Origin of the sequence: Enterococcus pallens ATCC BAA-351 (assembly GCF_000407485.1) — a bacterium.
Classification (GTDB): domain Bacteria; phylum Bacillota; class Bacilli; order Lactobacillales; family Enterococcaceae; genus Enterococcus_A; species Enterococcus_A pallens.
The window spans coordinates 95,892-108,625 of record NZ_ASWD01000007.1; the positions used below are offsets into that span (position 1 = coordinate 95,892).

The 12,734-nt window shown below is 40.2% G+C and carries 12 protein-coding genes; 5 read left to right on the forward strand and 7 right to left on the reverse strand.

Annotated features, from left to right (window positions below):
- Positions 1-39 precede the first annotated feature (39 nt).
- Together acnA and icd are read left to right on the forward strand one after the other, a co-directional pair.
- On the forward strand, positions 40-2,700 hold the full coding sequence (gene acnA / locus I588_RS23910) for an aconitate hydratase AcnA (protein ID WP_010756033.1): 2,661 nt from the start codon (positions 40-42) through the stop codon (positions 2,698-2,700).
- Complete coding sequence (gene icd, locus I588_RS23915) at positions 2,701-3,921, forward strand: NADP-dependent isocitrate dehydrogenase (protein ID WP_010756032.1); 1,221 nt, start codon at positions 2,701-2,703, stop codon at positions 3,919-3,921. It abuts the gene before it with no gap.
- A gap of 33 nt (positions 3,922-3,954) precedes the next feature.
- Here the strand turns inward: icd and I588_RS23920 are convergent, their stop codons facing one another.
- On the reverse strand, positions 3,955-4,824 hold the full coding sequence (locus tag I588_RS23920) for a sulfurtransferase (protein ID WP_010756031.1): 870 nt from the start codon (positions 4,822-4,824) through the stop codon (positions 3,955-3,957).
- Positions 4,825-4,918: 94 nt separating this feature from the next.
- Between I588_RS23920 and I588_RS23925 the strand changes: the two genes are divergently transcribed.
- Positions 4,919-5,137 carry a hypothetical protein gene (locus tag I588_RS23925; protein WP_010756030.1) on the forward strand — a complete coding sequence of 73 codons (219 nt, stop codon included), beginning with the start codon at positions 4,919-4,921 and terminating at the stop codon, positions 5,135-5,137.
- Between the two features lie 60 nt (positions 5,138-5,197).
- Here the strand turns inward: I588_RS23925 and I588_RS23930 are convergent, their stop codons facing one another.
- Together I588_RS23930 and I588_RS23935 are read right to left on the reverse strand one after the other, a co-directional pair.
- Positions 5,198-5,425: a hypothetical protein gene (locus I588_RS23930; RefSeq protein WP_010756029.1), complete on the reverse strand. Its 228-nt coding sequence runs from the start codon at positions 5,423-5,425 to the stop codon at positions 5,198-5,200.
- A gap of 107 nt (positions 5,426-5,532) precedes the next feature.
- On the reverse strand, positions 5,533-6,009 hold the full coding sequence (locus I588_RS23935) for a GAF domain-containing protein (protein ID WP_010756028.1): 477 nt from the start codon (positions 6,007-6,009) through the stop codon (positions 5,533-5,535).
- A 283-nt stretch (positions 6,010-6,292) separates the two neighbouring features.
- Here I588_RS23935 and I588_RS23940 point away from each other — a divergent pair, with 283 nt between their 5' ends.
- Positions 6,293-7,690, forward strand: a complete 1,398-nt coding sequence (locus I588_RS23940) for a peptidoglycan DD-metalloendopeptidase family protein (RefSeq protein WP_010756027.1) — start codon at positions 6,293-6,295, stop codon at positions 7,688-7,690.
- Positions 7,691-7,725: 35 nt separating this feature from the next.
- On the opposite strand, the gene budA is transcribed toward I588_RS23940, so the two are convergent.
- From budA to I588_RS23960, 4 genes are all read right to left on the reverse strand, one after another.
- On the reverse strand, positions 7,726-8,427 hold the full coding sequence (gene budA, locus I588_RS23945) for an acetolactate decarboxylase (protein WP_010756026.1): 702 nt from the start codon (positions 8,425-8,427) through the stop codon (positions 7,726-7,728).
- A gap of 12 nt (positions 8,428-8,439) precedes the next feature.
- On the reverse strand, positions 8,440-10,095 hold the full coding sequence (alsS, locus tag I588_RS23950) for an acetolactate synthase AlsS (RefSeq protein ID WP_010756025.1): 1,656 nt from the start codon (positions 10,093-10,095) through the stop codon (positions 8,440-8,442).
- 219 nt (positions 10,096-10,314) lie between these two features.
- Complete coding sequence (locus tag I588_RS23955) at positions 10,315-10,788, reverse strand: TrmO family methyltransferase domain-containing protein (RefSeq protein WP_010756024.1); 474 nt, start codon at positions 10,786-10,788, stop codon at positions 10,315-10,317.
- A gap of 34 nt (positions 10,789-10,822) precedes the next feature.
- Complete coding sequence (locus tag I588_RS23960; protein WP_010756023.1) at positions 10,823-11,650, reverse strand: MerR family transcriptional regulator; 828 nt, start codon at positions 11,648-11,650, stop codon at positions 10,823-10,825.
- A gap of 108 nt (positions 11,651-11,758) precedes the next feature.
- On the opposite strand from I588_RS23960, the gene I588_RS23965 reads away from it, so the two are divergent.
- Positions 11,759-12,622: an SPL family radical SAM protein gene (locus I588_RS23965; RefSeq protein WP_010756022.1), complete on the forward strand. Its 864-nt coding sequence runs from the start codon at positions 11,759-11,761 to the stop codon at positions 12,620-12,622.
- Positions 12,623-12,734: the final 112 nt, after the last annotated feature.

Consider the following 12,734-nt stretch of genomic DNA (forward strand, 5'->3'; position numbering starts at 1 on the left):
ACAGACATGTATCAATAACAGAAGGGAAGGATTATCAATATGAATTGGACAAAGCAACTAACCATTAACAACGAACAATACACCTATCTTGATCTTTTATCGGTCGCTTCCTCCTATAATAAGGAGCTGGCAAGTTACCCCTTCAGCATTCGCGTTTTGCTGGAGAGTTTAGCTCGGCACAAGGAACAAGAGGCACTGGAAGAACTGATTGAGTATGATGCACAAAATCCTGAGGGGGTTATTCCTTTCCGACCGTCACGAGTTATACTCCAGGATTTCACTGGTGTTCCAGCAGTTGTTGACTTGGCCGCTATGCGTGACGCTGTGGTGAAACTGGGCGGAAAAGCTGAGTATATCAATCCTGAGATTCCGGTAACTTTAGTTGTCGATCATTCCGTACAGGTAGACTGTGCCGGAACGCAAGACAGCCTTGCTTACAACACGGAGAAAGAATTCGAACGAAACCATGAACGCTACCAGTTTTTGAAATGGGCACAACAGGCCTTTGATAACTTTGATGTTGTTCCTCCTGAAACTGGAATTATTCATCAAGTCAATTTGGAATTTCTGTCAGACGTCATCTTAAAACAAACAAAAGATGAACAAAACTGGTTATTCCCTGATTCATTAGAAGGAACCGATTCGCATACAACCATGATTAACGGACTGGGTGTTTTAGGCTGGGGTGTCGGCGGTATTGAAGCCGAAGCAGCCATCTTAGGCGAAGCATCTTTCTTCCCAACACCAGAAGTTATCGGAGTTGAATTAACAGGTACTTTATCACCAACAGCTACTGCGACTGATTTGGCTTTACATTTAACACAGCTGTTACGGAACGAAAAAGTTGTTGGTAAATTTGTTGAATACTTCGGTGAAGGCTATCAAAAACTAAGTCTATCTGACCGGGCAACAATTGCTAATATGGCGCCAGAATATGGTGCGACTTGCGGCTACTGCCCTATTGATCAAGAAACCTTGAATTATTTGCGAATGACTGGACGTACACCAGAACAAATTAAACTAGTAGAAGTTTATGCTAAAGAGAATCACCTATTTTATGATGGACAAGAGACACCTAATTATACACGAGTGATTCAGCTGGACTTAAGTGAAATCAACTCTTCATTAGCAGGACCAAAACGACCACAAGACCGGATTCCATTAGATCAAGTTGCAGATAACTTTAGTGCTTCATTGACCAACCCAAGCGGTCCTCAAGGCTTCGGTTTACCTGAAGAAGAGATCAACAAAAAAGTTCCAGTAGCTAATAAAGACACTGAAATACAAACCGGTGATTTAGCTTTGGCTGCTATTACCAGTTGTACAAACACCAGTAACCCTAATGTAATGGTTGCAGCCGGCTTATTAGCTAAAAAAGCTGTCGAAAAAGGCTTAAAAGTACCTGAAACAATCAAAACTTCCTTAGCGCCTGGCTCAAAAATCGTAACCGCTTATCTAGAAAAGGGACAATTATTGGAACCACTAGCTGAATTAGGCTTTGATATTGTCGGATACGGCTGTACTACCTGTATAGGAAACTCGGGTCCACTTTCTGATGAAGTGGAACAAACCTTGAAAGAAAATGATTTAGTTGTCTCAGCTGTTCTTTCTGGAAACCGTAACTTCGAAGGTCGAATTCATCCGCTGATTAAAGCGAATTATCTGGCTTCACCGCCATTGGTGATAGCATACGCTTTAGCAGGTACAGTAACCAAAGATTTGACCTCTGAACCAATTGCTGAAACGGAAGCTGGTCCAGTTTACTTGGAAGACCTATGGCCAAGCAAAGAAGAGATTGACGCCTACATTGATGCTCACTTAGATCCTGAAGATTATCAGTCTGCTTACGAAGACGTTTATCAATCCAACGAACGTTGGAATCAAATTAAAACTTCTGAAGGGGCAACTTACGAATGGGATGAAGCTTCGACGTACATTGCAAATCCGCCATTCTTTGATACACTAGGCAAAACCTTAGATACCCCTCCATCACTGACTGGACTAAAGGTTTTAGCAAAATTTGGTGATTCAGTTACGACTGACCACATCTCTCCTGCTGGAAATATTTCCCTTAATTCTCCAGCTGGGCAATACTTGAAAGAACGTGGCTTAGCTTACAAAGACTATAATTCCTTTGGCTCACGCCGTGGAAATCACGAAGTTATGATGCGGGGAACCTTTGGCAACATTCGGATTCAAAACCAATTAACACCAGATGTGACTGGCGGATACACTCGTTCAGCCTTAACTGGTGAAGAAATGAGTATTTATGATGCAGCTATGAGTTACCAAAAAAATGGTATCAGCACAGTTATTTTAACTGGAAAAGACTACGGTATGGGATCATCTCGTGACTGGGCAGCCAAAGGAACCTCTCTACTTGGCGTTAAAGCTGTTATCGCTGAAAGTTATGAAAGAATCCACCGCAGCAATCTAGTAATGATGGGCATTGTACCTCTAGAATATCTTGATGGTGAAACGGCGGAAACATTAGGTTTAGATGGCACAGAAACCTTTACCATTGATATGCCAGAGGAACCAGTTATCAACCAATTAGTAACGGTAACTGCTGAAAAGGATTCGCCAATTACCTTCCAGGCGAAATTACGCTTTGATTCACAGGCAGATGTAGATTATTGGAAAAACCAAGGCATTTTGCCATTGGTTATCCGCAAAAAAATGAGCGAGGAGACAAACTAAATGACAAATACCCCAATTGTACCTTACATTGAAGGTGACGGCATTGGACCAGAAATTTGGGCAGCAACGCAAACTGTTGTTGATGCTTCTTTAAAACTTTGCTATGGCAACGACAAAAAAATTCAATGGCTAGAAGTATTAGCCGGTGAGAAAGCGTTCAACCAGACTGGTGAGTGGCTGCCTGATGCAACGGTTGCGGCGATCCAAGAGCACAAATTAGCTATTAAGGGTCCATTAACGACTCCTATTGGCGGCGGTATTCGCTCGCTAAACGTAGCATTGAGACAAACGCTGGATTTATACGCTTGTGTCCGCCCTGTTCGCTACTTTAAAGGTGTTCCTTCTCCTTTGAAAGAACCTGAAAAGACCGACATGACTATCTTTCGCGAAAATACTGAAGATGTTTATGCAGGTATTGAATTTGCGGCTGACTCCGACGAAGCGAAAAAGTTATTGGATTTTCTAAGAGATACTTTGTCTGTCAACAAAATCCGCTTTCCTGAAACCAGTGCATTAGGTATTAAGCCGATTTCAAAAGAAGGCAGTGAACGCCTCGTTCGTTCTGCGATGGATTATGCATTGCAGCATCAATTAACCAGGCTGACTTTGGTACACAAAGGTAACATAATGAAATTTACTGAAGGCGGATTTAAAGCCTGGGGATATGATCTGCTGGAAAAAGATTATCCACAAGCCTTTACTATGAATCAATATAAGAAAATTGCGGCTGAAGATGGTGCACAAGCCGCTGATCAGGCAATGGCTGCAGCCAAAGAAGCGAAAAAAGTAATTGTTGACGATGTGATTGCTGATAATTTATTGCAGCAAATTCTGTTATATCCAGAGAAATTCCAAGTAATTGCTACAACGAATTTAAATGGAGATTACATCTCAGATGCCCTGGCTGCCCAAGTTGGTGGAATCGGGATTTCACCAGGAGCAAACATCAATTACCAATCTGGTCATGCAATCTTTGAAGCCACTCATGGTACGGCCCCAGATATTGCTGGCAAAGGCTATGCTAACCCTTGCTCACTATTATTGTCGGCAACCATGCTGTTGGATCATTTAGGCTGGTATGAGGCTAGTCAGAAAATTACTGGCGCCATTGAAGCCGCAATCGAACAAAAAATTGTTACGAAAGATTTTGCTCAAGCACTGGATATTCCAGAGGTTTCAACTAGTGATTTTGCCCAAGATTTAATTAAACTAATGAATTAAACCAAAAGACTCTTTAGGCAACGTGTGGTGTGCCTAAAGAGTCTTTTTCAGTGGGAACTTTTCGGGATTTGCTGCATGCTTTTGGCTCCAATCATACCAGCCGCCATCAAATAAACGAACTTTCTGCCAGCCAAGCTCTTTGGCAATAAAAAAGGCCACTGAGGCTCGCCAACCAGTTCCACAATAAAAAACCACTTCTTTTCCATCAGTAATTCCGTTAGTTTTCCAGGCTTGTTCAATTTCAGCTAAAGGCTTGATTTTTTGTTCCAATGTCAATAAGTCCGCCACGTCATCCTTTCCGCAGCTAGCCTTGGCCCAAACTGCTCCAAAAGGCTCTCCAGCCTGTGGAATATACATATAATTGCTGGTTGTTCCTTGATATTCTTCCAAACTTCGTACGCTGGCTAAAACAAGTTCAGGATTATTTTGTTTAGCTGACAGCAAATCCTCAGATGTTGAAATCAATATTGCTGACCTTCCAGGAACATGTCTACCAAAGGAACTCACTTTTTCGGCAGATGACCAAGTTTTCTCTAAGGGATAGTCTAAAGCCCGCCACGAAGTTAGCCCATCCTCTAAGATTTTTATTTCTGAAATCCCTAACCAATAAGCAACAAAAGCTGCTCGACAAGCTGCACTTAAACTAACTGAATAAATTAATAGTTTACTATCCTTGCTAATTCCTTTCGCCATAAACGCTTGTTTGCAAGTCTCGGGTGAAAATATATTCCAGCTATTTTCTTCCGATTCAATTTCATTGGTATTTAAAAATTGAGCCCTAGGTAAATGATCAACCTGTTCCTTTTTAGGTTGATTGCCAACCTCCAGTATGTTGTATCCCTGATTAAGCAGCTGATAAGCGCCCGGTGCATCAATAAAAAAACTATTTGCTGATTTCGTCATAAAAGCCTCCTTTATCGATCATACCCGCCTTTTCTTTTTGAAGCAACTTGCCGAATCCATCAATTTTTTTTACAATAGACTAGGAGGGGAAAACATGAACTATTATGATTCAATTAGTGATTTGCTATTAGATTTAAGAGGCGACTTAGAGGAAATTGGCAATGAAAGTATTTGGGTTTATTACGATGAAAAAGGAACGGTTACTGACTATCGTTACAAAACTACCCCAGATGAAGCTAAACCAAAAGAGCGGGAAAATCAAATAATCAAAGAAAAACCTGCATTAGATCTCTTAAAAGAATTGTCGATCTAAAAAAAACGAGTGTTTCTGCTTGATAATCCAGAGCAGAAATACTCGTTTTACATTATTTATTTAACTGAAAAAGCACTTAGAGGAAACAATTCCTGCTACTTCGTTGTATTTAATCAAGACTTTGCCGTCGACTTCGTCAATCTTATCCGCATCTAATCCATAGAATCGCTCCACATTCACGATACAGCCTTCATCGGTCTTTTGTAAAACCTCACCTATAATCGGCCGAGCAAAATCTTCCTTACGGCACTCATAATTTTCTCCAACAATAATCGCTTCTTTATTCATTTAATCACCTCAATGGACGTATTTACTACACATTAATAGTACCATTAATCGGATTAAAAGACTACATTAATCCTCTTTTTTCTTGAATAAGCAATTATACCTGAACATTAATCAACGTTTTGCAGCAATAATGCAACATATTGTTCCAAATAGAATTGGTCAATCTGATCATACATACCAATTTCCGAACTATCTAAATCCAGTACGCCAATCAGCTGATCTCCTTTTTTCATTGGTACAACAATTTCTGATTTAGCTTTCGAGTCACAGGCGATATAATTCGGATGCTTCGTAACATCTTCAACAATCAACGTCTGATTTTTTTCAGCTGCTTCGCCGCATACTCCCTTGCCTAACGGAATATGTACACAAGAAACGCCTCCTTGAAATGGACCTAAAATCAGCTCTCCTTCTTTAAAAAGGTAATACCCTGCGAACACGGTATCCTTTAAAGTCAGGTTCAATAATGCCGATGAATTGGCTAAATTAGCAATTAAATCCGTTTCACCCTCCAGCAATGCTTTTTGCTGCTCCAACATTAATTGGTAGGCAGCTTCTTTTTCCTCTTGACTATTCCAACTCATAAATGCATTCCTCCTTTATACTTGAATAAATTTTACCGCAAGAATAGCTATAATGCTATTTTTAACAATCAGTCAGATACCACCAATTTCTAATGTGACTATCATCAAAAAACAGCAAAGTCAATAGCCTTTTTGAGCTTTTTATAGAAATCTATATTTCAATTCCTTTACAAACTATACGGTTACATAAAAGTTTAGCCTTTCTCAACTTTTTCTTCACATTTTCTTATATAATCAAAACGTTGATAAAAATTAGAATCTATACACATAAGTGAGGACCGAAATGATCAAGTTAAAAAAATATACTGCACTAGCTTTATGTGCTGTCACTCTGGGTGTACCATTGAGTGCGAGTGCTGATGAATTTGACCAAAAAATCGCCGATCAAGATAAAAAAATCGAAGGCTTGCAGCAAACAGCTCAATCTGCTGAATCACAAAAAGCAGCCTTGGAGCAAGAAGTTGCTGCCGTTGAAAAAGAAGTTAATGATGTGTTGAAGCAAAAAACACAGGAAGAACAAAAACTAAGTGAATTAACTGCGAAGATTCAAGATCTTCAAACGAAAATTCAAAAACGTGAATTGCAATTAAAAGAACAAGCAAGAAACGTTCAAACCAACAACAGTGCTGTAACTTTAGTGAATACTGTAATGGAAGCTAAATCTATTAGTGAAGCTGTTGAAAAAACAATGGCTGTCTCCACTATCCTGTCTGCTAATAAAGAAGCTATGCAGCAACAAACTCGCGATAAAGCTGAGCTTGAAAAGCTGCAACAAGAAGCAGAGCAACGTTTAGCAGTTATCACTAATAAAACTGAAGAGCTAAAAGCGAAACAAGAGCAATTAGTAAAAGCTAAACTAGATCAACAAGTAAAAGTAAATGAAATTCAAGCGAGCATTGCGACTGAAACTGCTCAAAAGGATAAATTCCAGCAACAAAAAGAAGATGCTGAAAAGAAACGTCAAGAAGCGTTAAAAGCATTGGAAGAACAAAAGAAAAAAGAAGCTGAAGCCCGTGAAAAAGCTCAAGCTGAAGCTGAAAAACAAGCGAAAATCGCTGCTGAGCAAGCTCAAAAAGCTTTAGAAGAAGCGGCAGCTGAACAAGCAGCAGCTGAAAGTGCTCAACAAAAAGCACAAGCTGAAATCGCAGCTCTAGAAGCAAAACAACAAGAAGAGCAAGCAAAACAACAGGCTCAACAAGCTCAAACAGTTACAAATCCCGAAGCGGTTCAAGTTCCTTCAGCTCCAAGCACTGGAACAAGTAGCCCTGCTACTAACAGCAGCGGCTGGGCTTCCCCACTTTCCATCGGTTTAGTTGTCACTAGTCCGTTTGGTCCACGGGTTGATCCTACTGGTTTATCTGGAACACAACATGACGGCATTGACTTTGCTGGTGCGGCTGGTACTTCCATTCATGCAGCAAAAGCTGGAACAGTTGTTGAAGCTGGCTTCCACTGGTCAGCTGGAAACTATGTAATCATTCAGCATTCTGATGGTTACTATTCTTACTACATGCACATGATCTCTGCTCCAAATTGTAGTGTTGGTCAGCAAGTAAGCCAAGGCCAAGTACTTGGCGGCATGGGAACTACTGGTAACTCAACTGGCGTTCACTTGCACTTCGGTGTATCAACAGCAGTTTGGTCTGGATTTGTTAATCCAGCTCCATTACTAGGTATATAATCCAAAAGCCATCCAATCACGGATGGCTTTTTTCTTTATTCTGCTTCAGCGATATCCTTCATAATTTCTTCACTATCAATTTTGTGCTCCAAAAACTCTTTGTCGTGAATTGGAAAATGTTGACGGAATTCTTCAAGTTCCATCCATTTAACGGTTCCATGTCCCAAAGTATAGTCCATTACATGGCCACCAAAGGTTCGGTCCTTACTAATGAAATGTAAATGGAAACCAGCTTTTGCTGCTCCTTGGAACAACTCTGGTGTATAAAAGCCAACAATTGTTCCGTTAACCTTTTCTTCAGAAAACTCTGGTTGATTGCGGGCAGCTTCAACAAATTTGGGATAAGGTTTTTCTTGTTTTGGTGAAACTCGTACATGCATAGCAGAGAAGGTTCCTGAAATTTTCACGGCTGCAAAAAGATTGGGACTAATTTTAGACAATAGCTGATTAGTTATTTCTTCTGCATTCGCAGGTTTTTCGATAACTGTTTTTTGTGCAGCTTTAAATTCCGTAACAGCTGCATACGGTGTTCTCTCTTTTCCAGTTAAGATGGAAACTTCTCCAGCTTCATTGACATGGTACATTACATGATCCAAAATAATAACTTCTCCATTTGATCCTGACAAGGTGCCTATTCCAAAATCGCCATACTTGCCTAATTCCCCAATCTTTTCTGTCCCGTCCATTAGATCGCTCATGAGGGCGCCTAAAGTACCATGCTGATATAAGTAGCTCATTGTCTCCACCTCTTAATAAAATTGATCAGGCAATACCGTCTTACCTAGTTCTTTATTGTCACGATAGTCAATTGGAATATCGATAATCACTGGACCATCTGTTTGCATGCCTTCAGCTAATGCAGCCTCTAATTCTTTTTGAGTGGTTGCTCGGAGCCCTTTTGCTCCGAAAGCTTCAGCATATTTTACAAAATCAACTGGACCGAAGTTCACACCTGCTGAACGATTGTATTTCATTTCTTCTTGGAAACCAACCATGTTATAGGTCCCATCATTCCAAATTAAATGAATAATTTTTTGTTTCAACCGAACTGCAGTTTCCAGTTCTTGTCCTGAGAATAGGAATCCACCATCCCCTGAAACGGAAATGATTTGCGTATTTGGTCGAACCAAAGCTGAGGCAATTGCCCATGGTAGTGCGACCCCTAATGTTTGCATGCCATTACTAAACAATAAATGTCGAGGCTCATAGCTTCTGAAATGGCGGGCCATCCAAATATAATGGCTGCCTACATCCACCGTTACTGTCATCTCATCAGTCACTTTTTTCTGCAGTGTATGAATGACATCTAGCGGATGAATACGGCCGCTAGCTTCAACAGTTACCCGATCATTGGATTCTTGTAATTTTTCCTGTAACGTTTCTAAATACTTCACTGCATCTTCTGGAAGCTGATATCCAGCAATCATTTCTTTCAAAGAGCGAATATTCATGGCAATATCGCCAATCAGTTCCACTTCAGGCTGTAAATAAGGATCAATTTCTGCTGCAACTTCATCCAACACGGTAATCCGAGCATCCTTTTCTGCATTCCAATTGCGTGCTTCGTATTCAATCGGATCATAACCCACAGCAATAACTAAGTCACTACGTTTCAACAGCATATCCCCTGGTTGATTCCGGAACAAGCCCACTCGACCAAAGAAATGCTTTTCCAACTTCCGTGAAATAATCCCCGCAGCTTGAAAAGTTTCTACAACCGGCAAGCCAGTAACCTCAATTAACTCCCGAATCGCTGCAGTGGGTTCTTCAGCTGAAGCTCTCATCCCAACCAAAAGTACTGGCAATTTAGCTTGTTGAATCTTATTTGCTAAGGCTTGAATATCCTCACGAGCAGCTCCACCTAATTTCGGAACAGATAACGGTTTAATGACTTCGCCAGTTACCTGACTATCCGTCACGTCTTGTGGTATTGACAAAAAGCTTGCACCCTTTTTAGCAGTTTTAGCAATTCGATACGCATTTGCGATATTTTCCGAAATAGTTTCAGGATCTTGAATCTCCGTACTATATTTAGTAATAGGACTAAACAAAGCCGCATTTTTCATACTTTGATGGGTTAGTTTAGACAAATCAGATCGTTTCACTTGGCCAGCTATTGCTAACACAGGATCACTTTCGGCAGTAGCAGTTACCAATCCAGTGGCAAGGTTGCTTGCACCTGGACCACTGGTGGCGATTACCACACCTGGTTCGCCAGTTAAGCGACCGATTGCTTGAGCCATAAACGCCGCATTTTGTTCATGTCGTGCAATAATTAGTTCTGGTCCTTTATCTTCTAAGGCATCAAATACACCATCTATTTTAGCCCCAGGAATTCCAAAAACAAATGGTACTTGATGATTGATTAAACTTTCTACAATAACTTCTGAGCCTTTTTTACTCACTGTTATACACCTTCTATTATTCTGTATTACCAACAAATAGTAATATAGCACCAAAAGATAAACTTATCAAACAAGAAACACTACGAATATGTGTATCATAATAATTTCATTATTAGATGCAGATAAAGCCATTTTTTTGAAGTCGCATAACACATCGAAAAATACCTTGGACATAAAAAACTCGAGTGGCAAACGTTCTCCACTCGAGCTTCTACATTGCTATTCTTCAAAATTAAATTCCTGTGACCAATCAAATTCACCGGATTCTTCATAGCTTTGCGGCCAATGAGCACACCACTCAGGGCTGCGATAATTCTTGATAATCTCAGAGCTTGGTGTGTAAGGCTTAATATCTAGTAGTGGACTGCCATCCTCTGCATCTAAAAAATCCAATTCCACGATGCCATTCTCCTGATCAAATGCGGTAATCCCCGCAACTGAGACCGCGATCGGATTGGGTCTAACAGGCCCTCTTGTAGCAAAGATTCCTAACGTTTCTGGACCATGAACATACGGTTTTGACATTACCCGCTCTTCTCTTAACTCTGGAATATCTAACTGATCAAACCAATAAAGGACCATTACGTGGCTAAACTCGCCAAGTCCTGTTAAACCAGCCCGCATTCCTTCATCCACTACTAGTACTGTCTTTCCATCCTGCTGTGCTACCCTGCCAATTGCTTGTAATTTCATGTTGACATCCCTCCTGTAATACGAGGATAATCCCTCACATAATGTGAGAGTCAAGAGCAATTAGCGGAATTTGTATTTCAGTAATATAGTCCTCAGAATTGTCTGTTTCATCTGGACCAATATGACAAACCTGGCGAGTTAGCTTAACCATTTGATATTCAGGATGCTGATCGAGCCAACAAGCAAACTCCTGGTAAACGGTTGGTAATTGATGGTAACTTCCCTGTACAATGATACTAGCAGCTAAAGGTACTTCCGGCATCATGAGGCTTACTAACGGTGCTGAGACCGTTTCAAGCTTCTTAGTTCGCCAAACTAATTCAATATCAACATTTTGCTCTTTATATTCCTGATCATAAAAAATCGTCGCATTTCCAATATCCTGTAAAGCTACGGTAAGATTTTGCTTAGCCATCTCATCATAGAATTGCTGCCAAAGCATGCCCTCATGATAGAAGCTTGGAATGACCTTTCGCAAACAAATTGCCGGAAAACTAGGAATGGCACATAATCTGATATCGTAGGAAACTGGATTATCTATTTGTTGAACTTTCCGTTGAATGGCTTCAATTCGCAACTGATCGCGGGCAATTTCTTCTATAATTCTTTGCTCTTTATTTAACAGCTGCTTTTTTAAACTATTCGAATCAGCTGACAACAGCTCTTTAATTTCCTGTAAAGAAAATTTTAATTCCTTTAATAATAGAATCGTGTGCAATTGTTCAAGCTGTCTGACGGAATAATATCGATATCCGGATTCCTGATCAATTTTTTTAGGTCGCAATAATCCAATGTCATCGTAATGCCGCAGCATCCGAATAGACACATGACCCAATTGAGAAAATTCTCCAATCTTTAGCATAGCAGCCTCCCTCCATCTTTTTCATTATACTGGTATTTTTCCTTGTTGTCAGAAGGATTTTGTGGGATAATCAAATAGAACAAACGTTCCCTAAAGAGGAGGATTTGTATGCACTACGCCAGCTATAAAACGATTCTTTCACCTAATAATAATATGAACCTGTTTCGCGGCTGTACACATGGCTGCATCTATTGTGACAGTCGCAGTGAGTGCTACCAGATCAATCATCCTTTCGAAGATATTGAGGTAAAAGACAATGCACTAGAAATTTTAGAGGGGCAGCTGCTGCGAAAACGGAAGCCTTGTATGATTACTACTGGTGCCATGACTGATCCCTATATTCAATTAGAAGAACGTTTAAACATCACACGTCATTCACTAGCCTTAATTGAAAAATACGGGTTTGGTGTTTCTATTCAAACAAAGTCCAATCGTATATTGAGAGACTTGGATCTTTTAAAACAGATTAACCAAAAAACAAAGGCTGTCATACAAATGACCTTAACCACCTATGATGAAGAATTATGTAAAATTTTGGAACCTTATGTTTCGACTACTTATGAACGATACCAAACACTAAAAATCTTCCAGCAAGAGCAGATACCGACAATCGTTTGGCTATCCCCCATTTTGCCTTTCATCAACGACAGTGAGGAAAACTTGGCCGGCATACTGGACTATTGTTTAAAAGCAGGAGTAAAAGGAATTATGTGCTTCGGTTTTGGCATGACTTTGCGCGAGGGAAATCGCGAATATTTTTATCAAAAGCTGGATCGACATCTTCCCGGCATGAAAGAAAAATACCAGCAAGCCTTCGGGAATCAATATGTCTGCAACAGCCCTAACAACAGTCAACTCATGAAGCAGTTCATTACCTTTTGTCAAAAGCACCAAATTATGTGGCGAACCGATGATATTTTTGGCTATCTAAAAAAGTTCGAGCAGAGAGAACAACAGCTGAAACTATTTTAAACATACTAAAATTAGAGGGAACAAGTAGCACTGACTACTTATTCCCTCTAATTTCTTTTTAGGATTATAGTGAGTTTGTGACTGAAGCTGCTCTTTCGGAAATAAGTCGAAT